We start from the raw sequence: 23,460 nt of genomic DNA on the forward strand, positions 1-23,460 counted from the left end.
GCTCCACACCTACAATCACCACCGCGGACACACCGCGCTCGCAGGCAAACCACCCGCCAGCCGCGTCCCCAACCTCACCGGGCAATACAGCTAGGGCGGGCAGGCCAGGGCGAAGAGGACGCTCACCACTCCGGCGCGAGCGCCGTCGCCGAGTACACCGCCGACAGCCTCGCGGAGCGAGGCACGGCCCCGGCCGCCGAGGACGACCGGCGCGTCCTCGGCGTCTTCGGCGTCCTCGCCCCCCCCCGCGAAGTCGACGGTCCGCCGACGCCACCGGGAGGACCGGGGCGCGGCGGACGCACCGGCCGTTCTACCGCAGCCCTTCCCAGGTGGCCCGCGTGAGCTCGTACTCCACCTCGCCGTGTTCGGAGCCCTCGATCGCCTCCGGCCAGTCCCCGGTGAAATGCCGGAGGAACGACAGGCCGGACTTCTCCATCACGCGGCGGGAAGCGGTGTTGACGGCCATCGTGTTCGCCGTGACCCGCTCCACCCCGAGTTCGGTGAACCCCTTGTCGATCAAGGCCCGCGCCCCCTCGGTGGCAAGGCCGCGCCCCCACGCCGCCCGGTTCAGCCGGTATCCGAGCTCGACCACGGCGGAGCTGTCCTCGTCCAGCGGCCGGAACTCGAACCAGCCCAGGAAGGTGCCGGCGGCCTCCTCGTACGCGGCCCAGTACGCCTGTGCGTCCCAGCAGTCGTAGACGTGCAGGAGCCTCGGCAGGACCCGCGTACGGACGGTCTCGGGGCTGGTGGGGCGACCGCCGTTGATGAAGCGCATGACCTCGGGGTCGCTGTCCAGGGCAAGCAGGAGATCCGCGTCGTCGGGCCCGAACGCGCGCAGGACCAGCCGGTCGGTCTTCAGGAAGTGGCTCATGACGTGATCCTCACCATGGCCGACCGGCACTGCCACCCGATTTCGGCGTCGCCGGGTCCACGCCGACTGCCTGGCAGGGCGCGCAGCGGGGCCCCGGCGGACGGTGGGTCGGCTCGGTGGCGCCGGGCGCGGTCGACTCCGCCGCCGACGGCATCGACATCGACATCGGCTCGGCCTTGACGGACGCCATGCCGTACGGCCCTCGCAGGCGCACGGGTGGTCGTTCAGCTGCTCTTTGCTCCGTCGGTCAGTTTGGGGGCCAGGTCCTGGGCGAAACGGGCGCCGAGAACGCACGAGGCACCGATGACGCCGGGGTCGGATTCGAGGACGGCGGCGTAGCCGCCAGGTGTCCGCCAGCCGACTTCGCACCGGTCCTCCTCCTGGTTCGCGTAGGCCGCGGCGGAGGTGAGCCCGTCCAGGTGCAGGTTGGCGGACTCCTTCGGTGCCTTGCGGTCCGTGATCAGGTGGAACGGGGCAGTGGAGTAGGCCAGCGTCATCGTCCGGTTGTTGTCCACCGTCGCGGCCCCGACCTTCCAGGTGCAGGTCTTCACGCGGTCGGAGCCGTTGGTGAAGCCGCCGGCCTGCCCGACGCTGGTGAGCTGGTGGTCCTGGATGAGGGTGTAGGTGGTGACGTCGCACGGGTCCCCGCTCCAGGCGGCGGTCTTCGCGGTCGCCGACGACCCGGACGTGTCCGAGCCGCTCCGGGTGTCGAAGGGGTGCAGGAGCGCGACGGCGGCCCAGGCGGCGCCGCCGACGGCCAGGGTCGCGGCGGCCGCGAGCGGCACCGCGCGGCGACGACGCCGCACCGGCCCGGACTCGGGGCCGGAGCGCGGCCCGCTGCCGGGCGGCTCGGGGTCGGTACGCGCGCGCAGGGCGATCGTCACCGCGCGCCGCTCGCCGATCATCGCCGCGACCCCGGCGGGCAGCCACTGCGTGTCTTCGGCGGAGGTCGCCAGGTGACGCAGTGCGTCCGACACCAGCGGACGCCGGCCCGGCTCGGGGGCCAGGCAGATCCGGATGAACGCACTCAGCTCGTCGGGCACCCCCTGCAGATCCGGGGGCTCGTGCACCGTCCGGTAGAGGATGACGTCGGGGCGTCCCTGCCCATAGGGGCTGTGCCCGGTGGCGGCGAAGGTCAGGACGCAGGCGAGCGCGAACACGTCGGCGGCCGGCCCGGTGGGCTCGCCCCGCGCCTGCTCCGGCGACATGAATCCGGGTGTACCGATCACCGTGCCGGTGTGCTGACCGCCGTCCAGGGCACGGGCGATCCCGAAGTCGATGACCCGCGGACCGTCGTCGGCGACGATGACGTTCCCCGGCTTCAGGTCCCGGTGGACCAGGTCGGCGGCGTGGATGGCGGCCAAGCCCTCGGCCAGGCCGGAGCCGAGGACCCGAAGGGCCCGGTGCGGCAGGGGCCCGGCGTCGCGGACCACCTGGTGCAGCGACGGGCCGGGGATGTACGCGGTGACCAGCCAGGGGCGCACCGCGTCGGTATCGGCGTCCACCACCTGCGCCGTGTAGAAGCCGCCGACCTTCCGCGCCGCCGCCACCTCCAGGGCGAAGCGCCGGCGGAAATCGGCGTCGTGCGCCAGCTCGGCGGCCACCACCTTGACCGCCACCAGCCGCCCGCCCGGCGAGCGCCCGAGGAACACCTCCCCCATCCCACCCCGGCCCAGCCGCCGCACCAGCTCGTACGGTCCGACATGGCGCGGGTCCTCCCCGGCCAGCGGCTCGATCATCCGACCGCCCACAACTGGACGGCGCCCAGCAGCTCGCCCGTGTCGGTGGTCGCGGCGAGCGTCCGGCCGTCCGGACCGAACTCGACGTCCCCTCCGCCGCTGCGCCCCGTCGTCACCGGCGTTCCTTTGCGGGTGGCGAGGTTCCACACCGTCACCCCGCCGCCCTGGGAGTAGGCGCTGGCGGCGCCGGCGATCAGTCTCCCGTCGGGGCTGAACGAGGCCGACTGGTAGTGGGAGTTGACGTCGGCGAGGGTCGCGGTGAGCTTCCTGCTGGTCACGTCCCACACGGCGACGCCGCCGAAGGAGCCGGCCAGCGTCTTCCCGTCGGGGGTGAAGTCCAGCGAGGTCACGCCGTACGGGTCGGTCTTGTCCAGGGCGAGGGTCGCGATCGGGGCGAAGGACGAGGAGGCGTCGAACAGGTCCACCGCACCCCTCAGGTCGCTCCCGTAGCCGACGGCCAGGCTCCTGCCGTCCGGACTGAACGCGACGCTGCGCGCGGCACCCAGGGTGCCGTTCGAACCCGGGCCGACGACGAGGGAAGCGACCTCCTTGCCGCCGGCCACCTCCCACACCACTGCCGTTCCGATGCTGTCGCGCCCGTCCCGGCCGAGTGCGACCAGTCGGCCGTCCGGGCTGAACACCACCGCGTACGGCTGCGCCAGCAAGTTGCCCTGGGACGCGGCGACCACCGTGATCACCTCCCGGCGGGAGGCGGCGTCCCACACCGTGACGGCGGCCCGGCCGTGCGCACGGTCCTTGTCGTCGCGGCTGCGCAGGTCGGGGGGCAGGGTGTAGGCGGCGGCGAGGAGGCCGCCGGTGCGGGAGAAGGCGACGGCGCCGGCGCCGCCCAGGGCACGGTCCACCGCCAGCACACCCAGCTGTTTCCCGGCCACCGGGTCTATGAGGACGACCTTGTTCTTCCCGCCGGTCGCCAGGAGCTTGCCGTCCGGGCTGTAGGCGATCCCCTTGCCGTCGCCCGTCTCGCGGCCCACCTCGACCAGCGCGCCCGCCGTCAACTTCACGACGCCGGCCGCGGAGTCGGAGCCGGACGCGGACGCGCCGCCGGTGGGCCCCGGGGTGCCGGTGGCGGGCTGGTCGTCGCCGGAGGCGGCCCAGATCCCTGCCGGCACCCCGACGGCGGCGAGCGCGGCGACACCGGCGGCAGCCAGCAGAGCCCGCCGCCGCAGCCGGGGCGGCTGAGCCCCGGTCCCGGTGTGGGCGTCGGCCTCGGCCTTGCGCTCCCCGGCCATCTCCACGAGGGTGGGCGGCAGCCAGTCGCCCGGTCCCGGCCCGGCCAGGACCCGTACCAGGTCATCGAGGTCCGGGCGGGCCTGCGGGTCCTTGGCCAGGCAGGCACCGACCAGACCGAGCAGCGGGCGGGGCACCCCCGCAAGGTCCGGCTCCTGCGTCACCACGCGCAGCAACGCGTCGGAGCCGAGTGCGTCCCCGAAGGCGTTGCGGCCGGTGGCGGCGTACGCGAGCACGGCGCCGAGGGAGAAGACGTCCGAGGCCGGTACGGCCGCGCCGGTGCGGACCTGCTCCGGCGCGAGGAACACGCCGCCGGGTGCCGCACCGACCGTCCGGGAGGGGTGTGCGGCGTCCCACAGCCGGGCGAGCGCGAAGTCGGTCAGCCGCGGACCGTCATCCGCGAGGATCACGTCGCCCGGGGTGAGACCCCCGTGCAGCAGACCGGCCGCGTGCACACCGGCCAACGCCTCCGCCAGCCCTGACCCCAGCGCCCGCAGGGCCTCCTCCGGCAGCGGCCCGTGCGCCGCCACCGCCTCCCGCAACGACGGACCGGGGAAGTACGCGCTCGCCACCCACAGCACGTCCCCCTCGGCGGCGGCGTCCACCACCTGCGCCGTGTAGAAGCCGCTCACCTTCCGCGCGGTGGCGGTCAGCTCCGAGAACCGGCGCCGGAACTCCGCATCGAGCGCCGGCTTCGGCGCGACCACCCGCACCGCCACCAGCCGGCCGGAGCGGGAGCGGCCGAGGAACACCGTCCCCAGCTCCCCGCCGCCCAGCCGGCCGACCAGCCGGTACCCGCCCACCTCACGCGGATCGCCCGCCTGCAGGGGTGTCGTCATCGCTGCACCGTCTGTGCCACGTCCAAGGGGTGCCCCCGTAGTCACGATCGATCGAAAGGAGCGGGTGGGGCGACGGCGTGCGTGCTTCCGCCGGCTCCGGCCCGCCCTCGAACGTAGCGGCGCGGCGACGGGTTCGGCTTGGACGAATGTGACCTCGTCCTAGAGGGCGAGGGCCTCGTCCACCGGGCGGGTGGCCGTCGCCATCCGGCCCGGGGTGAGACCCGCGAGGGCCCGGAACTCCCGAGTGAGGTGGGCCTGGTCGTAGAAGCCGCAGCCGGCGGCGAGCGCGGCGAGGTCCACGGGACCGCGGGCGAGCAGCTGCGCGGCGCGGCGGAACCGGAGGACCCGGGCCGAGGTCTTCGGCGTGAGCCCGACCTGTTCGGTGAACCGGCGGACCAGGTAACTGCGGCTCCACCCCACCTCGTCGGCGAGTCGGGCGATGGGAACCGCACCGGCCGAGCCCGTGAGGAGGCACCAGGCGTGCTCCACCTCGGGAGCCGGCTCCGGGCCGCGCCCGAGCCGGGCCAGCAGCGCGGCGTCGAGCAGGTCGAACCGGGCGGCCCAGTCCCGGGCGGCCGCCAGACGCTCCACCAACTCACCGCCCCGGGGACCGAGGACGTCATCCAGCCCGACCACGCGGTTGGTCAGCTCGCGCATGGGCAGGGCGAGTAACCGGTAGGCGCCGAGAGGGGTGAACTCCAGGCGGATCGCCTCCTGTCGGCCCCCGGGATGTACGCACCACGCGGGCCGGTCCTCCATGCCGACCACCACCGAACCGATCCGGCCGGTGCCCGAGCCCGGCATTCCGATGCGGCGCACCTGGCTGAACGGCTCGGCCAGGCTGACGGCCAGTACGACGTGGCCGGTCGGAACCATCCGGACCTGGTAGGGCGGGGCCAGGTGGGAATAGCCGATACGGCCGCACAGGTAGGGCCGTAGTGCGGGGTGGAGGGGTCGGGTGACCCGTCGCAGACCTCCGGCACCGGAGACCGTGACCTCACGGTCCGCTCCGCCAGCACGCCCGACCCCACGGTCCACGAGACATCCCCTTCGCCCGTAACGTTCCAGAGGGGGGCGGGCTCGCCTCAGCCGGAGGTTCGTCGGTCAGGGAGGTCCACGGTGGCCGGCCCCGCTCGCCCCCACGATATACAGGGCGCGCAGGAGCGTCATAGAGGCAGTGCTGACGCAAGCGGGTGCCGGTCGCATCGCCCCGCACACGCGGGCGATGCGACCGACCGGCGGATGCTGAGCCGGGCCTCGGCCGTGGGTGACCCCCGTGGGTGGGTCCACGCCGGCAGGCGCTACTCCGCACGTGCGCTGCACGGATCGGATGCCACGAACCGCTCGTGTGCCCCGGGCCGAGACCGTTCGCGGACCGGGGGCCGACGACGCTGGCGACCGGGAGCCCCGGGCCACGGCGCAGCCGCCGGCGGCAGGCGGGTCCGCCGGCCGCGGACCCCGGAAAGCGGCGTGCGTCGATCCGCCGATCCGGGGCAGGCGCGCCGCATGGCGACCCACCCCCCGGGCGCAAGCCGCCCACGCTACCCGTCCGGATCCGGCACGATCCCGCGGCAACTGCGCCGCTTCCTGCCCGTGTTGCCCCGGCCGGCCGACCCTGCCCCCGCCGGGTCCGCCGCGGTCGCCCCGCACGCGGCGCGGCCGAAACCCGGCCCCGGGACCCGCACGGCCGGCCCCCGCCGCGCCGCCCTGCCGGCCGTCGCGGCCGGCCTGCTCGGCCTCGGCATCCGCGCGCTGACCCACCACCGAGAAGGGAACCCGCACCCGTGAACGAGAACATCTGGGCCTACCACCCGACCGTCGCCCACGTCGAGGACAGGGACCTCACCGGCTACACGGTGGAGGCCCTCAACGGCGCCCTCGGCAAGGTCGACAAGCACTCCTACGAGACCGACGCCTCCTGGATCGTCGTCGACACCGGCCCCTGGATCTTCGGCAGGGAAGTGCTCCTGCCCGCCGGCACGGTCACCCGTGTCGACACCACCGAGGAGAAGGTCTACGTCGACCGGACCAGGGAACAGATCAAGCACGCCCCGGACTTCGTCAGGGACGAGCACCTCGGTGACGCCGCCTACCACCGGGAGGTCGGCGGCTACTGGGGCGACACGGTGCGCCGCCGGCAGCAGTGACCGCAGTGACGGGGTGCGGGCGCGGAGCAGGAGGACGGCGCCGACGCCGCAGCGGAGCCGGCCCTCCCCAGGCCGTCCATGCCGTCGCCACCCGCACCAAGTTGAATGCGTTCAAGACTGTTGCACAGGTGACGGCCAAGCAGATGATCAAGGTGGCGAGGTGTGACTGCCCCGGGCCGGGGGCGGCGCTCTGCGGACGGGCCTCGTCTGCGCGCTTCATCATCCTCCGCCCCCGCGCGGGGCGCTCCTGCGTTGCAGGCCGCGGCGGGCCGCCTCCAGGATGACCTTGATGGCCAGGCCGAACACGGCCAGGTCGGCGAGCATCTGCAGGGTGACCAGGAGCTGCGCCGCTTCGGATTTCGCCGTGATGTCGCCGAACCCGACGGTGGAGAACACGGTGACGGTGAAGTAGAGCCCGTTGGTGTGGGACAGGCTGGTGCTGAGGCTGCCGGGAGACTGGGCGGCCAGGGTGACGTAGGCGGCCGCGAACAGCAGCAGGAAGAACGGGATGCTCGTGGCCAGCGCCTCGAGGGCCCGCAGCCCCGGGAAGCGCGAGCGGAGGATCACGCGGACCTGGACGGCGACCAGGCCGGCGAACCCCGCCAGACCGGTGAGGAGCACGGTGGCGGCTGCACCCATCGAGGAGTGGTCCAGGGGCAGCACGTAGTACAGGGCCACCAGGGCGGCGACGATGCCGGCCACGCGCAGCACGGCCCAGACGACCTGACGGAACGAGGGCCGGGTCTCTGGTGGGTCCTGGGGGGCCGGTGCTGTGGCGGCGGTCATCATGTCCCGCGCGTCCACGAGGACGTACCGCGCTCGCGCCGGATCGTGCCGATGGCTTCAGGATGATCGCCCTCCGATCGCGTGGGGAACGGTGTGCGGGGCGGGCACGGTCGAACGGCTACGGGCGGGTGTGCCCGCACAGGGCTTCCAGGCGCTGCATCGACTGGCGGAACAGCTGGTCGATGTGGCGGTGGCCGGCCCGCAGCAACCGGTCGACGAGCGGTCCGGCGTCGACGGCGAGTGTCCAGCCGACGGTGGTTCCCGTGCCCGGGGAGGGGGTCAGGGTCCATTCTTCGATCATGGCCGCGACGCCGGGCACGTTGGCTTCGTGGACGCGGTAGGCGAAGTGCCGGCCGGGGTCCCAGGCGATGATCCGTTCGCGGGCCCGGATGACGCGGTACAGGCGGAAGAAGCGCGTGCTGCCCACGCCGTAGGGGGGCGGATCCTCGTAGTGGACGTCGTCGGCCGGGCCGAACCAGCGGGGCCAGTTCTGCGGGTACCGCGCGAGCTGGTCGAAGACGGCTTCGGCGGGCGCCCGGACCGTCCCGGTGCAGTGGCGCCGGAAGCGGGCGCGCTCGGTGAACGCGAGGTCTTCGGGACGCAGCTCGTACTTCACGGTACCTCCGGCCCTTCCCGTGGCGGCTCTGCCGGGCCGCAGGTCCGGACCCGTTCGGGGCGCACGCGCCGCCACCATCCTCGCCCGGCGCGGGACGGCTCTCAGCTCTGGTTCGTCCGATGGGCTGACTGAGGGCGGCACCGGTCTAGCGGCCATCACCGCCGGGGGACCCTTCTCGGGTCGGAGGCAGACGCCTCGAACACCGAGGAGGTCGAGTATGGCGGTTTCGTTCAACGGTGTGATCCAAGAGGACATCAGGCAGTCGGTGCCGGACTGGGAGCCCTACAAGCAGCCCCAGGCCCCCGATGGTGCGCCGAACGTGCTGTACGTGGTGTGGGACGACGTCGGCTTCGGCACGTTCGACATCTTCGGCGGCCTCGTGGAGGTCCCGGCGATGCGCCGGCTCGCCGAGACGGGGGTGAAGTTCACCAACTTCCACACCACCGCGCTGTGCTCGCCCACGCGCTCGTCCCTGCTGACCGGGCGGAACGCCACCAGCAACGGCATGGCCTGCGTCGCCGAGATGACCAGCGGCTTCCCGGGCTCCAACGGGCGCATCCCGTTCGAGAACGCGAGTCTGGCGGAGGTGCTGGTCGAGCGCGGCTGGAACACCTACGCGCTGGGCAAGTGGCACCTGGTCCCCTCCGACGAGGCCAACATGGCCTCCTCGAAGCGGCACTGGCCGCTCGGTCGCGGCTTCGAACGCTTCTACGGGTTCCTGGGCGGTGAGGCGGACCAGTACTACCCCGACCTCGTCTACGACAACCACCCGGTCGAGCCGCCGTACACCCCGGACGAGGGGTACCACCTGTCCAAGGACCTGGTGGACCGGACGATCCAGTTCATCCGTGATGCCAAGGTCATCGCCCCGGAGAAGCCCTGGTTCACGTACTTCTGCCCGGGTGCGGGCCATGCCCCGCACCACATCTTCAAGGAGTGGGCGGACAAGTACGCCGGGAAGTTCGACGACGGCTACGAGGTGTACCGCCGCATGACGCTGCAGCGGCAGATCGAGCTGGGCATCCTGCCCGAGGGCACCGAGCTCACGCCGATCAACCCGCACGGCGAGCCGGAGGCCACCGGCCCCCAGGGGCAGCCGTGGCCGGGGACGGACTTCGTCCGCCCATGGGACTCGCTGAGCACCGAAGAGAAGCGCCTGTTCGCCCGGATGGCCGAGGTCTTCGCCGGCTTCGTCTCGTACACCGACGCGCAGATCGGGCGCCTGCTGGACTACCTGGAGGAGTCCGGACAGCTGGAGAACACCATCATCGTCGCGGTCTCGGACAACGGCGCCAGCGCCGAAGGCGGCCCGAACGGCTCGACGAACGAGAACAACTTCTTCAACGGCGTACCCGACGACATCGCCGAAAACCTGCGCCACCTCGAGGACCTGGGCAGCCCCAAGACCTACAACCACTACCCGACCGGTTGGGCGTGGGCGTTCAACGCCCCGTTCAAGTACTGGAAGCGCTGGGTGTCGTACGAGGGCGGTATCGCCGACCCGATGATCATCTCCTGGCCCAAGGGCATCAAGCAGAAGGGCGAGGTCCGGCACCAGTACGTCCACGCCATCGACATCGTGCCGACCGTCTACGACATGCTCGGCATCCAGCCGCCGGAGACGGTGGGCGGCGTGGCGCAGAATCCGATCGAGGGCGCCAGCCTCCGCAAGGTGATCGAGGACGCCCGATCGCCCGAACCGCGGCAGACGCAGTTCTACACCATGCTCGGCACGCGCGGGATCTGGCACGACGGCTGGCACGCGGCCACCGCGCACCCCCCGGCCCCCTCCAACTGGAGCCACTTCGAGCAGGACGCCTGGGAGCTGTACGACCTGCGCGAGGACCGCTCCGAGAACCGGGACCTGGCCGCCGAACACCCGGAGAAGCTGGAGGAGCTCAAGCGCCTGTGGTCGACGGAGGCCGCCAAGTACCACGGCCTGCCGCTGGACGACCGCAGTCCGGTGGAGATCCTCTCCACACCCCGGCCGCAGCTCTCCAAGCCCCGTGACCGGTACGTGTACTACCCGGGCTGTGCGGAAGTGCCCGAGGCGGTGGCGGTCAACATCCGGGGCCGGTCCTACTCGATCGTCGCCGATGTGCATCTGGAGACGCCCGAGGCCCGTGGTGCTCTCTTCTCGCACGGCGGGCGCTTCGGCGGCCACAGCATGTACCTGATGGACGGGCGTCTGCACTACGTCTACAACTGGCTCGGGCGGATGGAGCAGAAGGTCAGCTCGCCGGAGCCGGTCGGTGTCGGAGACCTCACCTTCTCGGCGGTGTTCCGCGCGGGCAAGCGTGACGAGCAGGGCAGTACGCACGGGAGCCTCGCCCTCTACGTGGGCGACCGGCAGGTCGCCGAAGCCGGCATCAAGACCCAGCCGGGCAACTTCTCCCTGGTCGGGGAGGGGCTCGCCATCGGCGAGGACAGCAGTCAGCCGGTGTCCAGCGACTACGAGACGCCCTTCGCCTTCCTCGGCGGCACGATCAGGAACGTGGTGGTGGACGTCAGCGGAGAAGCCTTCGCCGACATGGAGAAGGAGCTCATCGGCATGTTCCACCGCGACTGACGCCGGCCTGCCGAGGCTGCCGCGCCACCCGGAGCCGTCCCGGCCAGGGCCGGGTGGCGATCCCGGCGCCCCCTCAGGGCCGGGCCCACGCGGCTGCGCGGCAGCCGCGTGGGCCGGTGTCGCCCGCTCACCGGCCCTCCCGGGGGGCGGCGTCGGCGGCGCAGCGGAAGCCCTGGTGGCCGGTGCTGCTGTCGGGGGTGCTGGAGCCGCGGGCGGCCACCCGGTAGCGGCGGCAGTAGGAGGCATGGCACAGGTACGACCCGCCGCGCAGAGCCCGGACCGTGCCGAGCGCGGGGCCCGTGGGATTCTCGCGGGGACTGCGGGCGTAGTAGTCCGGGGCGTACCAGTCGGCGCACCACTCCCATACGTTGCCGCACATGTTGTACAGGCCGTGTCCCCCGGGTGGGTACGCCGTGACCGGAGCCGTGCCGTACCAGCCGTCCGGCCGCGTGTGCCGGTCGGGGAAACGGCCCTGCCATACGTTCATCCGGCGCTCACCCCCCGGCTCCAGTTCGTCGCCCCAGGGGAACGCGGCTCCCTGCAGGCCGCCGCGGGCGGCGTACTCCCACTCCGCCTCGGTCGGCAGGCGCTTGCCCGCCCACGCCGCGTAGGCGCAGGCGTCGTTCCAGGAGACGTGCACCACCGGGTGGTCCGCGCGGCCGGCGAGGTCGGACCCGGGCCCTTCCGGATGCCGCCAGGAGGCACCGTCGACCTGGCGCCACCAGGGGGCCGCGGCGACCGCCCGGGTGTCGCGGAAGCCGCTCGGCAGCAACCCGGCGAAAACGAAGGACCAGCCGTACCGTTCCGCTTCCGTCACGTATCCGGTCGCGGCCTCGAAGGCCCCGAAGCCGGCGTTGGAGACCGCGCAGCGGTCGATCCAGTACGCATCGAGTGCCACGTCGTGAACCGGTCCCTCACCGTCGCCCCGGACCGTCCATCCGTCGCGGGACCCCATCGGGAAGACGGCCGCTTCCAACCGCACCATGCCCGCGCGGCCGGGAGCGGTACCGGCGGCGGAGACGTGCGGGGCGCGCCCGGCCGGCCCGGCCGCTGCCCCTCCGGAGGGACGCACAGGGCCACAGCAGCCGGAGCGCAGCTCACCGTCGGACATGGACCAGCCTCCACGGGGATCGGGATCACCGCACGCGATTCTGGGGCAGCGGGTGTCCGGAGGCGGACGACGACACGTCCACCCCGCCGTCGGGTGCGCCGCCGGTGGTCAGGGCGTACGCAGGACGGCGTACGCCTCCCTCACCGTGGGGAACGTACGCAGCTTCCGGGTGGCGCCGTCCTGGTACGGGTTGGCGCGCACGGTGGCCAGGACCGAGTCGCGGGGGCGTGCGAGGACCAGCTCGCAGTCCCGGGCGCGCAGGTCGACGGTGAGCTGGGCCAGGATCTCGGCCCCGGTGGCGTCCACGTGGAAGACGGCCCCGGCGTCCAGGACCACGTACCGGGGGTACGGCGACCGGGCCGCGGCCAGGGTCAGGACCCTCTCGTGGATGCGGCCCGCGTTGGCGAAGAACAGCGGTGCGTCCACCCGGTAGATCAGGACGTCCGTGTCGGCGGACTCGCCGGGTACCACCTCGTGGGGCGCCCCGTCATCGGTGACGGCGAGCTCGGCGTCGTGGGGCCATGCGACGCGCCGGAGCAGCTGCAGCAGCGCGAGGACCACGGCGACCAGCAGGCCGTTCAGGACCCCGAGGGCCAGGACGACGACCATGGTGGCCACGGCGAGGACGGCCTCGGTACGCCAGCCGTGCCACAGTTCCGCGAACCCCGTGACGTCGATCAGGTTCGAAGCGGACACGATGACGACAGCGGCCAGCACCGTCTTCGGCAGCAGCTCGATCACCGGGCCGGTGGTGAGCAGCGCGACCACCACGAAGCCGGCGCCGGCCAGCTGGAACAGCTGCGAGTGCGCTCCCGCCCCCTGGGCGGACAGGGTCCGCTGGGTGCTCGCCATCGGCGCGAATCCGCCCAGGAATCCCGATCCCGCCCCTGCGACACCCACGGCGACCGACTCCCGGACCAGGGAGACCTGTCCCTCGGCGGCCGCCGTCCGGCGCAGGACCGCCACCCCCTCGATCGAGGCGATCATGGCCATCCCCGCCGCGGTCGGCAGCAACGCCCACACGTCCCCGGCGCTCACCTGCGGCCAGGCCGGTACGGGCAGCCCGCCCGAGATGCCGCCGGTCATCGCCACCCCGTGGCCGGCGAGCCCTGCCGCGGCCGACACGGTGATCGCCACCACGCACACCACGGGTGTGGCGGGAACGGCGCGCAGGGCGGGAACGGCGTGGAAGACCTTCTTGAGCACGACGAGGGCGATCAGGGAGGAGACGCCCACGACGGCGGTCACGGCCTGGACCTGGTCCAGGTTCGTGAGCACCTCCCACAGCTTCACCATCGGGCGGTCGCTGTGCGTCGGCACGCCCAGCAGGGTTCCCGCCTGGCTGGCCATCACCTGCACGGCCGTGCCGGCGAGGTACCCGAGCACCACCGGCCCGGACATGAAGGTGGTCAGGCCCCGCAGCCGTCCGGGGAGCAGCAGCAGGACCCCCGTCATCAGCGCCAGGCACGCCGCCAGCGCCACGGCACGTCGGGCGTCGCCGCCGGAACGCCCGCTCACCGCGGCGAACGTCATGATCGCCATGGTGGACGACGGGCCGACGGCCACCAGCCGGGTGGACGTCACCAGGGCGAAGACCACCATGGCCCCCACCGCGGTGTACAGACCGGCGGCCGGGCCCAGCCCCGCCACCTGCCCGTACCCCAGGGCCTGGGGCACCAGCGTCACCGACACCGCGAACCCGGCCACGACGTCGCCGCGCACCCCGCGCCAGGAATATCGCCGCAGCTGGCCCAGCAGCGGCACTGCCTGCGCTGCGGACATCCGACGTCTTGTCACCCCTCCATTGTCGGAAGCGCGTGTCCACTGTCCGGGAGCGAACCGCGTGCGGCCGTGAGCTTCGCCGTCACGGCCCACGCTCGCTCACCGGCAGACTCCCGCGGCCCATGGGCGGCTCCGGGCCGTTCGAGCCCCTCGGAGTGTCCTGACGTTGGCGACGGGCCGATGGGGCGGCAGCACGGCACACCGCATCAGCGGAGGTTGAACGGCGCGCCCTTGGCACAATCGGCAGGTTCGTTGTTGCTGCTCACGTCGAAGTCGGCGCAGGTGAGGAACAGATAGTTGAACTTGCCCATCAGGAAGGCCAGAACCCCGATCACGATGGTGATGCCGACGGCGCCCAGACGCTGGATCAGGGGCAGGGCCCCGTAGTCCGGTACCAGGATGCGCGTCAGGAGCCACGCCAGCACCGGGGCACCCACCAGGGTGAGAGCCACTTCGAAGTAGTGGAGATAGGGGAACCCGCTGCTCTTCGGCGCCACGATGGCCAGGACGATCCAGACCGACGGAAGCGACAGAGCGACCCAGCCGCCCCAGGGCAGCCCCCCTCTGCTGCGCAGGAGCACACCCGAGAGCAGCACCGTCGTCGCCACCGCCCACAGGGTCAGCACGTCGTCGAAGAAGATGGCGCTGTAGGCGCCCAGGGTGAACGCGGGCCACCAGATGACGAGCGTACCCCCCGCCGCCGCGGTGGCCGTGGCACGCAGGGCGGGGTCGATCTCGGGCAGATCAGGCTTCCGCTCCCGGCCCGGAACTCCGGACGCCTCTTCACTCATCCCCACTCCGACCGCTCCCACGAGCCGTCATGGCGAGCCGTTCCGCTCACGCATGCACGCAGCCCGTATCCAGCACCCCCCGGACGAAGGATGGGAGCATCCCCTGCGGACGACAACCCGCCACGCCGTCAGCGGGACCGTCGAAACCCGAGCCCGCCGGCGCTCGACGGGCTCGCTCCCCCGACATCCCACGACGTCCCGTCCCGCCCCGGATCCCGTCGCCCCGGGCGGGAGCGGCAGATCCAAGGCCCAGCAGAAGAACGCCGACCGTACTTTTGCAGGTGGAACTGCCTGGTTCGTACCCCCCGACCGTGATCGACTGTGCCTGCCGCAGGGGCGCTGCCCCGCACTGGCGGACGACCCCACCACCACTGCCCCACGGCGCCCCGGCCCGGCCCCCTCGGTGGTTGGGGAACCGACGACGGCGGCGGGCCGGAAAGCCCGCTGCCGGGCACTCGCGTCTCTGCCCGAACGGGCGGTCGCACGAAGGAGAGAGCATGCTGGTCCGAAAGTTCAAGGCAGCCGTGATCGCGGCCGCCGCGGTCGCGAGCGTCGCGGCGGTGGCCACCCCCGCCGAGGCGGGCAGTTGCTCGCGCGGAGGCCGCGCATACGTCTGCGAGTACGGCGTGACCAGCTACAAGCTCCCCAACAGCACGAAGCAGGAGTTCGTCGTCGGCACCGACCGTGCGGTGTGGACCCGCTGGACCGACTCCGACGGCGACTGGTCGAAGTGGATATCCATGGGCGGAAGGGCGTCGAGCACGGCGTACGCCTACGACTACGACACCAGCGACGCCTGGTCCTTCAGGGTGTTCTATTACGACGAGAGGGGGGAGTACTGGGGCCGCAACCGCGACCACGACGGCAACTGGTCGCCCTGGACCCACTACGACACCCCGCTCAACGGCTGACCACCGAGCCCGACCGGGAGTCCCCACCGCCTGGGCGGGACTCCCCCAGCCCAGCCGACGGCCCCCGCGAGCAGCAGTGCTCACGGGGGCCGTCGTCACGGCGCAACCACCCCGTGCCGGGGGTGCGCACCACCCACCAGCTCGCTCCGTGGGCCGCCGCCTGCGGTCCGGCCTCCTCCTCGACGGCACGGTGCTCGCGCCGGGTGGACGCGTGTCATGATCACTCAGCGGCCTCGCACCTCGGCACGCCATCGGGCAGTGCCGCCGGGCCGTAGCGCGACGGCAAGACCAGCGGAAGGAACCCGGCATGCGCAGACTCGTCCACTACATCGCCACCACTCTCGACGGCTTCATCGCGGGCCCGGACGGCGGGGACCCCACGGGCCCCAACGGCTTCTGGCCCATACCGGAGGACTACATACAGCACCTCGTCGCCGAGTATCCGGAGACGCTGCCCGTCCATGTCCGGCAGGCACTGTCCATCACGGCGGAGGGCACGCACTTCGACACCGTGCTGGAGGGGCGGCGCAGCTACGAGATCGGTCTCGCGGCCGGCATCGCCGACGCCTACCCCCACCTGCGTCACCTGGTGTTCTCCCGGACCCTGACCGAGAGCCCGGACCCGGCCGTCGAACTGGTCGCCGACGACCCGGTGGCGACCGTACGCGAACTCAAGCAGCAGGACGGCAAGGACATCTGGCTGCTGGGCGGCGCCGAGCTCGCGGGCTCCCTGTACGCCGAGATCGACACGCTCATCCTCAAGGTCGGCCCGCTGACCGTCGCAGACGGGATCCCGCTGTTCTCCCGCAAGGCGGCCTTCGACCCCCGCACCTGGGCACTCGCAGACCATGTCGTCCTCGGGAGCGGCGCCGTGTTCCTCACCTACACGCGCGTCGGCAGCTGAACGCTCCGCACGGGCGGCGCTGTTGCGCGCGGGGTGCTGCATGCCGGGTCGGGATCCTGTGACAGCAGCACGCGCCCGGCAGGGCGTGGCGTGGCGTGGCGTCGGGACTTGTGCGGGTCGGCGGGTGATGATGGCGCCGTGCGACTTGATCATGTGTCCTATGCGGTGGCCCGCGACAGCTTCGTCTCGACCGTCCAGTGGATCGGATCGGCCCTCGGCGCCGGGTTCGTGGACGGAGGCGTGCACCCGCGATTCGGCACCCGCAATTTCATCCTCCCGCTGAGCGGCGGCACCTACGTCGAGGTGGTCACCACGCTCGACCACCCCGCCGCCGACCGCGCACCCTTCGGTCAGGCGGTCGCGCGCCGCGCCGCCGAGGGCGGCGGCTGGCTGGGCTGGGTGGTCTCCGTCGACGACATCGCCCCGGTCGAGGCCCGGCTCGGCCGCACCTCGGCCGAGGGCCACCGCGTCCGCCCCGACGGGTTCGACCTGCGGTGGAAGCAGATCGGCCTGCTGGAGCTGATGGAGGACCCGCAACTGCCCTACTTCCTCCAGTGGTTGGTCCCCACCGAGGAGCGCCCGAGCGCCGGCCCGCGCACCTCCACCACCATCCACGGGGTCTCCATCGCCGGCGACGCCGCCTCCATCGCCGAATTCCTGGGCGAACCGGCCGACCACCCCCTCGACCAGATCGACGTCACCTGGGTCGAGGATGAGGAACCGGGCCTGGTCTCGGTCGAGTTCGCCACCGCCCACGGCCCGGTCACGATCTGACCCCGGCCGACGGCCCTGCGGGAGCGATGGGCCCGGGTGGATCATGGTCCCTGATCGGGTTCGTGTGGCGCGGACAGACCCGGATCATCGACGGCGCCGAGATCCGAGTCCGGCAGGCACCCGGTTCGGGAGGTCTCAGCCCCGGGTGTCGGGCCGGCCCATCCACCAGTTGCCCGGGGCCGTGGGGTCGGTGCTGGACCAGTACTCGACCACGGCGGACTCGAATTCGGCCGGGTCGAGGGCTCCGTCGCCGTCGCGGTCCAGGTGGGCGAACGCCGCGTCCAGGTCTTCCTGGCCGATCCCCGGGAAGTGGCTGCGCTGGAAGGCGTCGAACTCGGTCCTGCTGACCAGGCCGTCGGCATCGACGTCGGCGATGGCGAAGAACGCCCGGGCGAGCGCGCCGACGGTGATGGCCGCGGCCTCGGGGTCGGCGGCCAGGGTGAGGGTGCTGGTGACGAATTCCTGCTTGGTCATGCGGCCGTCGGACCCGCCGACGTGCCGGGCGTGCAGGTCGCGCCAGACCGCCACGTAGGCGTCGGTCATGCGGATGTGCTCGGCCGAGCCGCGGGCGTAGCCGAGCTGGTCGGCGGCCCGGTCGCCCATGATGACGTGGTCGGCCTCGGTCAGGGCCCCGTCGCCGTCGGCGTCCAGCAGATCGAAGCCGTGGCTGATCTTCTCGCGCAGGATGTCCATGGCGGTGAACGTAGCGCAGGAGCCGCAGGTCCGGGCGCCGGTCGCAGGGGTGACCCACGATCGGGCGACAGGAGAACGCGGCTTCGCCGCTGCGGTGGGAGCCGGGTCCGGCCGTGAACGGCGGTCCCGGTGCGTCCCGTCGACGCCCCGCGGGACGGCCGGCGTCCGTGCGGGGGTGGCGAGCCCCTCGCGCAGCGCCTGCGTGCCGCTTCGCCGCAGGGGTGCACACGGCGGGCCCCGGCCGGTGCACCGTCGGCCGGGTCGGGCGGCGTACGGATGCGGCCGTCCGGTCAACCGGCGCGGCTCAGGGCGCGGTGGCTTCCCAGGCCGCCTCGATCATCCGGAAGACCTCGTCCACCGTGGCCTCGGGATCGTCCGCCCGGCAGGCCAGCGCGTAGGCGTCGATGGCGAACCGCGCGGTCGCCCTGCAGGCCGTCGTGCTCCGGGACAGGTGGGGATCGTCGGCCAGCGCCTGTGCCAGTGCCTCTGCATGACGCAGGCTCATCGACTCCTCGTACTCCTGCAGCGCGGGCGATCCCCCGATCATGCGGCGGACGGGGGCAGCGCCCTCCGCCGTGCAGTGCCGTACCAGGGCCTGGACCTCGCGGTGCAGCCCCGCGATGAGGGGCTCGTGCGGAGCGCGGTCGGTCACCGCCCGCGTGAGGCGCTGCTGGAAGTCCTGGTCCCGTTCGAAGACCAGGGCCTCCTTCGAGGCGAAGTGGGCGAAGACGGTGGTGACGGCGACGTCGGCCTCGGCCGCCACGTCACGGATGCCCACGGCGTCGTACCCGCGCTCCAGGAAGAGGCGCAGCGCGGTGTCGGCGATCTTCTGGCGGGTCGCGGCCTTCTTGCGTTCACGGCGTCCGGACGGCTCGGTCATGCCCTGACACTATCAGGTACGAATACCTAACCGTTGTAAAACCCTAACCGTTAGTTTTATGGTCGGCGGTATGAGGAAAATCAGCTTCGCCGAGTTCGGCGGTCCCGAGGTCCTGCACCTGGTGGAAGCCGAGGCACCCCACGCGGGTCCCGGCCGGATACGCATCGCCGTACGGGCGGCGGGGGTCAACCCCGTCGACTGGAGGATCCGGGAGGGCCAGGTCCTGGGCGCCCATCCGGTCGAACTGCCCGCCGGGGTCGGACTGGACGCGGCGGGGGTGGTGGACGAGGTCGGCGAGGGCGTCGAGGGGGTCGAGGTCGGCGACCGCGTGTTCGGCGAAGGCGCCGACACCTACGCCGAATTCGCCGTGCTGTCGGCCTGGGCCCGGATGCCCGGGGAACTGGCCTTCGAGGAGGCGGCCGGGTACCCGTCGGTGGTGGAGACCGCCCTGCGCATCATCCGCGAGGTCGGCGTGCGGCCCGGGCAGACGCTGCTGGTCAGCGGCGCGTCCGGCGGCGTCGGGTCGGCGGTCCTGCAGATCGCCCGCGCGCGCGGCATCACGGTGATCGGCACGGCCGGGGCTGCGAACCAGGACTACCTGCGCGGGCTGGGCGCCCTCGCCACGACCTACCACGAGGGCTGGGTCGAACGGGTGCGGCGGCTGGGCCGTGTCGACGCGGCCCTCGACCTGGCCGGCTCGGGTGTGATCCGCGAACTCGTCGGCCTGACCGGGGACCCGGGCAGGGTCGTCTCCATCGCCGACCTCGACGCGCCACGGCTGGGTGTCCGCTTCTCCGGCGTGGCCGGGAGCGTGCCGGACGCGCTCGCCGAGGCCGTCGACCTCATCTCCCGGGGCATGCTCCACATCCCGGTCGAGAAGTCGTACGCGCTCGGCGAGGCAGCGGCTGCGCACACCGACAGCCGCGCCGGCCACACCCGGGGGCGCCGGGTCCTGATCATCTGAAGGACGCGGCCGGCCGGGGTTCCCTCCGTTCGCACGTCCGGATGGTTCAACCCCGTTCGCTCCGGTGCCGGCCGGACCATCCGGCCCGCACCAGGAACCGGTGGGGGCATCCCTGCGCCGGTGTGCGGGGGAGGTCCCCCGGAGAAGGACGGTGGGAGGCACCAGCGCGGTCCGCACCACCGCGCACCAAGATCACTGCATCGGCTCGGGAAGCCGCGCCACACGAGGAGTGATCACCATGTACGGGTACGAAAGGCCGATCGGCCGACGAGGACTGCTCGCGCTCACGGCGGCGCTCGCCGTCACGGCCGGGGCCGGCACCAGGGCTTCCGCGGCGCCGTCCCCGCCCCTCGCACCCGGCGCGTCCCCCACGTCCCCCACGTCCCCCACGTCCCCGGCGTCCCCGGCAGGCGTCATACGCTCCCTGGAGCGTGCCGCACACCCGCTGCGCTCCACGGACCCCGGCGGTTCGACGGCGGACCTGCGGGCACTGGGCGCCATGGTCGGGGGCGCGCAAGTGGTGGGCCTCGGCGAGGCCACGCACGGTTCCCACGAGTTCTTCACCATGAAGCACCGCGTCTTCCAGTACCTCGTCGAGGAGCACGGCTTCACCACCTTCGCCCTGGAGATGAGCTGGTCGGCCGGGCTCAGGATCGACGAGTACCTCCAGGGCGGCTCCGGCGATCCGCAGCGGATCGCGCAGGAGACGCTGGCCGGATCCCCCTGGGAGCGCGACGAATTCGTGCGTCTGATCGGCTGGATGCGCGAGCACAACAGGCGCCACCCCGACCGCCGGGTCCACTTCATGGGCGACGACCTCGGGGGGCCGAAACTCGGCGACGACATCTTCGAACGAGTGCTGTCGTCCGTCGCTACGGCCAGGCCGGCGGAACTGCCCCGGCTCAAGGAGTTGTACGCGGGGCTGCGCCCCTTCGACGACATCTTCACCCACCTGCGCAAGCCGCTCCCGGAACGCAGGGAGAGCGCCGCTCGGGCCCAGGAGGCCCTCGACCTGGTCAGCGGGCACCAGGAAGCCGGTGGCGAGGAGTACGCGTGGACCGTGCAGCACGCCCGGAACATCGCGCAGACCTTCGCCTTCGCCACCGTCGACCTCGCCGACCCGGCCTCCGTCACGTCCGCGGAACGCCTGCGCGACCGGGCCATGGCCGACAACGTGCTGTGGTGGCAGCGCCGGACCGGCCACAGGATGCTGCTGTCGGCCCACAACGGCCACGTCGGCTACCTGTCCGCCCATCCCGACATGTACCCGCGGACCCAGGGCGCCGTGCTGCGCGACCGCCTGGGCCGCGCCTACGCGGCCGTCGGCTTCACCTTCGCCGGCGGCTCCTTCCTCACCAAGGACGCCTTCCTCGAGGGCGGATGGAAGCCGGTCACCGTACCGACGGCGCGCCCGGGCATGCACGAGCACACCCTGGACCAGGTCGGGTACCGGGACTTCTACGCCGACCTGCGGGCGGCTCCCGCCGAGGCCCGGGCCTGGCTCGACCGGCCCCGGCCGGTCTACGACGCCGGTTCGACCTTCACCCCCGACCCGCTGCCCACCCTCGCGATCGGCCGGGCCTACGACGTCCTCGTCCACCTCCACCGGGTCCGGGCGGCCGACGGACTCCGAACCGCATGAGGCCGGCAGGACGACCGAGCGGAGGCTGCGGGCCGGCTCCCCTGGGCTCCCGGCGGCTCCCGGCGGGCTCAGGCGGGGTCAGGCCGGGTCAGGCGGGGTCAGGCCGGGTGGACCAGGCGGCTCTCGTAGGCGAAGACCACGGCCTGGATCCGGTCGCGGAGTTCGAGTTTGTGCAGGATCCGCCCCAGATGGGACTTCACGGTCGCCTCCGCGAGGTACAGGGCGGCCGCGATCTCGGTGTTGGACAGGCCGCGGCCCACCTGGACCAGCACCTCGCGTTCCCGCGCGCTGAGCCGGGCCAGCCGCTCGTCGTGCTCGGACCGGGCCGCGCGGGCGTCGTCGCTGCCGTCGGGGAGGTGCGGGCGGAAACCCTCCAGCAGGCGCCGGGTGATCCGCGGGGAGACCACCGCGTCGCCGGCGGCGACACTGCGGATCGCGGTGAGGAGCTCCTCGGGCCTGGTGTTCTTCAGCAGGAAGCCCGAGGCCCCGGCGTGGAGTCCGGCGAAGGCGTACGCGTCCAGGTCGAAGGTGGTGAGGATCAGCACCCTGCTCCCCGGCGAGACCTCGACGATCTGCCGGGTCGCCTCGATCCCGTCGGTCCCGGGCATCCGGACGTCCATGAGGACGACGTCGGGGCGCAGCTCCCGCGCGAGGCGTACGGCCTGGTCGCCGTCCGCGGCCTCGCCGACCGGCGCCATGTCGGGCTGGGCGTCCAGGACGGTGCCGAAGGCCATCCGGAGCAGTGCTTCGTCGTCGGCGACCAGGATGCGGATCGTCATGCGGACACCGTCCCGCCGTCGAGGAGGAGGCGGGTGCGGACCCCCCAGCCGCCGCCCGGGAGCGGTCCGGCGCGCAGTTCCCCGCCGTAGGCGGCCGCGCGCTCGCGCATGCCGGGGAGGCCGTGGCCCGGGGGCGCGGCGGCGGGCAGCGGCGGGCAGGCGCCGCTGTCGGTGACGTCCACGGTGACGGCCCCGGTCGAACAGCGGACCCGGACCTCCGCGGTCGTGCCGGGGGGCGTGTGCTTCAGGGTGTTGGTCAAGGCTTCCTGCACCAGGCGGTAGACGGTGAGCTGGGCGGTGGCGGGGACGTGCTCGTGGCCGCCGCGGACCTCCAGCCGGGTCGGCAGGCCGGCGGCGCACATCTGGTCGGCGAGGGACTCCAGTTGGGCGATGCCGGGCAACGGGTGGCGCTCCGCGTCGGGTTCGTCGGTCCGCAGGATGCCCAGCGCGCGCCGCATGTCGGTCAGGGCCTGCCGGCCCGTCTCGGAGATCTGGAGCATCGCGGCGGTGGCCCGCTGCGGCGACCGGTGCTGCGCGTAGACCGCGGCGTCGGTCAGCGCGACCATGACGGACAGGTTGTGGGTGACGATGTCGTGCATCTCCCGGGTGATCCGGGTCCGCTCCTCGGCGGCGGCCAGGCGCGCCTGTTGCTCCTGTTCCCGCTCCAGGCGTCCGGCCCGCTCCTCCACCGCGGCGAGGTAGGCGCGCGTGGTGCGTACGTTCACACCGAGGACGGCGGCGGCGACGACCGTCGCGGTGACCGCGACGAAGGGGGTCAGGAACGCGCCCTCCGGCGCCCAGCGCAGGCAGGCCAGCAGGACGCCGGCCTGTACGACGGCGCCGGCCAGGAGCGTGGAGCGGCGGCCCGTGTTCGCGGCCACCGTGTAGAGGACCATCGGCAGGGCGATGTCCGCCGGGAGTTGGACGCCCACCAGCCACTGGACGAAGGCCGCGGCCGTGACGGCGGCGAACACCGCGCGCGGGGCGCGGCGCCGCCACAGCAGGGGCAGTGCGAGGGCGGCGGTGAGGGCCACGGCCGCCGGCAGTTCCGGCGGCGCGTGCGTGGTCAGGACGTGGACGAGGAGGAGCGCCGGCAGCAGCGAGTCCCCCACCAGGGGCGGCAGCCGGGTGCCCCGGCGCGCGACTGCGGCCGCCCGCGCCCACCGCGCCCAGTGGGCCCGCCCCGGGCGCGGTGGGCGCACCCGGTGGGCCCTGCCGGCTTCCGCTGCCGCCTCGGTCATCCCACGTCCCTGTCGATGAGGCGCCGTGGCGGCGCCGGTCGGGGGCCGCCGCCGCGGACGGCCGGATCCGGCCCGGGCACGGGGAGCGCACGCCTCGCGCCGTCCGGCGGGTACCGCGGCCCTGACACGGTAGATCGCGGGCCCCGCGCGGCGCATGCGCCCGGAGTCTGATG

At 73.0% G+C, this 23,460-nt stretch carries 21 protein-coding genes; 8 read left to right on the top strand and 13 right to left on the bottom strand.

The window, feature by feature from the left end; translation table 11 throughout:
* Positions 1 to 310: 310 nt before the first annotated feature.
* The 4 genes from AB0469_RS17620 to AB0469_RS17635 all read right to left on the bottom strand — a co-directional run bounded on the left by AB0469_RS17620 (position 311) and on the right by AB0469_RS17635 (position 5,735).
* Positions 311 to 871: a GNAT family N-acetyltransferase gene (locus AB0469_RS17620; protein WP_366452304.1), complete on the bottom strand. Its 561-nt coding sequence runs from the start codon at positions 869 to 871 to the stop codon at positions 311 to 313.
* 224 nt (positions 872 to 1,095) lie between these two features.
* Entirely contained in the window at positions 1,096 to 2,610 is a 1,515-nt protein-coding gene (locus tag AB0469_RS17625; protein WP_366452305.1) for a serine/threonine-protein kinase, read from the bottom strand.
* Positions 2,607 to 4,697, bottom strand: a complete 2,091-nt coding sequence (locus tag AB0469_RS17630; protein WP_366452306.1) for a serine/threonine-protein kinase — start codon at positions 4,695 to 4,697, stop codon at positions 2,607 to 2,609. Before AB0469_RS17630 ends, AB0469_RS17625 begins: the two co-directional genes overlap by 4 nt.
* Positions 4,698 to 4,856: 159 nt before the next feature.
* Positions 4,857 to 5,735: an AraC family transcriptional regulator gene (locus tag AB0469_RS17635; protein WP_366452307.1), complete on the bottom strand. Its 879-nt coding sequence runs from the start codon at positions 5,733 to 5,735 to the stop codon at positions 4,857 to 4,859.
* 468 nt (positions 5,736 to 6,203) lie between these two features.
* Here AB0469_RS17635 and AB0469_RS17640 point away from each other — a divergent pair, with 468 nt between their 5' ends.
* Together AB0469_RS17640 and AB0469_RS17645 are read left to right on the top strand one after the other, a co-directional pair.
* Entirely contained in the window at positions 6,204 to 6,485 is a 282-nt protein-coding gene (locus AB0469_RS17640) for a hypothetical protein (RefSeq protein WP_366452308.1), read from the top strand.
* Positions 6,482 to 6,844 (top strand): PRC-barrel domain containing protein, encoded by a 363-nt coding sequence (locus AB0469_RS17645; protein WP_366452309.1) that lies wholly within the window; start codon positions 6,482 to 6,484, stop codon positions 6,842 to 6,844. The genes AB0469_RS17640 and AB0469_RS17645 overlap by 4 nt, the downstream gene beginning before the upstream one ends.
* A gap of 219 nt (positions 6,845 to 7,063) precedes the next feature.
* On the opposite strand, the gene AB0469_RS17650 is transcribed toward AB0469_RS17645, so the two are convergent.
* A complete protein-coding gene (locus tag AB0469_RS17650) occupies positions 7,064 to 7,648 on the bottom strand; it encodes a potassium channel family protein (RefSeq protein ID WP_366452310.1) in 585 nt (194 codons plus the stop codon).
* A 100-nt stretch (positions 7,649 to 7,748) separates the two neighbouring features.
* Positions 7,749 to 8,246 carry an SRPBCC family protein gene (locus AB0469_RS17655; RefSeq protein WP_366452311.1) on the bottom strand — a complete coding sequence of 166 codons (498 nt, stop codon included), beginning with the start codon at positions 8,244 to 8,246 and terminating at the stop codon, positions 7,749 to 7,751.
* Between the two features lie 217 nt (positions 8,247 to 8,463).
* Here AB0469_RS17655 and AB0469_RS17660 point away from each other — a divergent pair, with 217 nt between their 5' ends.
* On the top strand, positions 8,464 to 10,815 hold the full coding sequence (locus tag AB0469_RS17660) for an arylsulfatase (RefSeq protein ID WP_366452312.1): 2,352 nt from the start codon (positions 8,464 to 8,466) through the stop codon (positions 10,813 to 10,815).
* Between the two features lie 127 nt (positions 10,816 to 10,942).
* On the opposite strand, the gene AB0469_RS17665 is transcribed toward AB0469_RS17660, so the two are convergent.
* From AB0469_RS17665 to AB0469_RS17675, 3 genes are all read right to left on the bottom strand, one after another.
* Entirely contained in the window at positions 10,943 to 11,926 is a 984-nt protein-coding gene (locus AB0469_RS17665) for a formylglycine-generating enzyme family protein (protein ID WP_366452313.1), read from the bottom strand.
* A gap of 108 nt (positions 11,927 to 12,034) precedes the next feature.
* Positions 12,035 to 13,708, bottom strand: a complete 1,674-nt coding sequence (locus AB0469_RS17670; protein WP_366452314.1) for a SulP family inorganic anion transporter — start codon at positions 13,706 to 13,708, stop codon at positions 12,035 to 12,037.
* Between the two features lie 206 nt (positions 13,709 to 13,914).
* On the bottom strand, positions 13,915 to 14,499 hold the full coding sequence (locus AB0469_RS17675; protein ID WP_366452315.1) for a hypothetical protein: 585 nt from the start codon (positions 14,497 to 14,499) through the stop codon (positions 13,915 to 13,917).
* Positions 14,500 to 14,996: 497 nt separating this feature from the next.
* Here AB0469_RS17675 and AB0469_RS17680 point away from each other — a divergent pair, with 497 nt between their 5' ends.
* From AB0469_RS17680 to AB0469_RS17690, 3 genes are all read left to right on the top strand, one after another.
* Complete coding sequence (locus AB0469_RS17680; RefSeq protein ID WP_366452316.1) at positions 14,997 to 15,410, top strand: hypothetical protein; 414 nt, start codon at positions 14,997 to 14,999, stop codon at positions 15,408 to 15,410.
* 307 nt (positions 15,411 to 15,717) lie between these two features.
* Positions 15,718 to 16,314 (top strand): dihydrofolate reductase family protein, encoded by a 597-nt coding sequence (locus AB0469_RS17685; RefSeq protein ID WP_366452317.1) that lies wholly within the window; start codon positions 15,718 to 15,720, stop codon positions 16,312 to 16,314.
* A 138-nt stretch (positions 16,315 to 16,452) separates the two neighbouring features.
* On the top strand, positions 16,453 to 17,088 hold the full coding sequence (locus tag AB0469_RS17690) for a VOC family protein (protein WP_366452318.1): 636 nt from the start codon (positions 16,453 to 16,455) through the stop codon (positions 17,086 to 17,088).
* A gap of 135 nt (positions 17,089 to 17,223) precedes the next feature.
* Here the strand turns inward: AB0469_RS17690 and AB0469_RS17695 are convergent, their stop codons facing one another.
* Together AB0469_RS17695 and AB0469_RS17700 are read right to left on the bottom strand one after the other, a co-directional pair.
* Positions 17,224 to 17,781, bottom strand: coding sequence for an EF-hand domain-containing protein (locus tag AB0469_RS17695; RefSeq protein ID WP_366452319.1), 558 nt, complete (start codon positions 17,779 to 17,781; stop codon positions 17,224 to 17,226).
* Positions 17,782 to 18,085: 304 nt separating this feature from the next.
* A complete protein-coding gene (locus AB0469_RS17700; protein ID WP_366452320.1) occupies positions 18,086 to 18,661 on the bottom strand; it encodes a helix-turn-helix domain-containing protein in 576 nt (191 codons plus the stop codon).
* A 70-nt stretch (positions 18,662 to 18,731) separates the two neighbouring features.
* On the opposite strand from AB0469_RS17700, the gene AB0469_RS17705 reads away from it, so the two are divergent.
* Positions 18,732 to 19,625 carry an NADP-dependent oxidoreductase gene (locus tag AB0469_RS17705; RefSeq protein ID WP_366452322.1) on the top strand — a complete coding sequence of 298 codons (894 nt, stop codon included), beginning with the start codon at positions 18,732 to 18,734 and terminating at the stop codon, positions 19,623 to 19,625.
* 238 nt (positions 19,626 to 19,863) lie between these two features.
* The gene (locus AB0469_RS17710; protein ID WP_366452323.1) at positions 19,864 to 21,267 is read left to right on the top strand and encodes an erythromycin esterase family protein; all 1,404 of its coding nucleotides are present in this window, start codon (positions 19,864 to 19,866) and stop codon (positions 21,265 to 21,267) included.
* 98 nt (positions 21,268 to 21,365) lie between these two features.
* Here AB0469_RS17710 and AB0469_RS17715 read toward each other — a convergent pair whose 3' ends face one another.
* Positions 21,366 to 22,046, bottom strand: coding sequence for a response regulator transcription factor (locus tag AB0469_RS17715; protein ID WP_366452324.1), 681 nt, complete (start codon positions 22,044 to 22,046; stop codon positions 21,366 to 21,368).
* A complete protein-coding gene (locus AB0469_RS17720; RefSeq protein WP_366452325.1) occupies positions 22,043 to 23,287 on the bottom strand; it encodes a histidine kinase in 1,245 nt (414 codons plus the stop codon). Before AB0469_RS17720 ends, AB0469_RS17715 begins: the two co-directional genes overlap by 4 nt.
* Between the last annotated feature and the right edge of the window lie 173 nt (positions 23,288 to 23,460).

This window comes from Streptomyces sp. NPDC093801 (genome assembly GCF_040701585.1).
GTDB lineage: Bacteria > Actinomycetota > Actinomycetes > Streptomycetales > Streptomycetaceae > Streptomyces.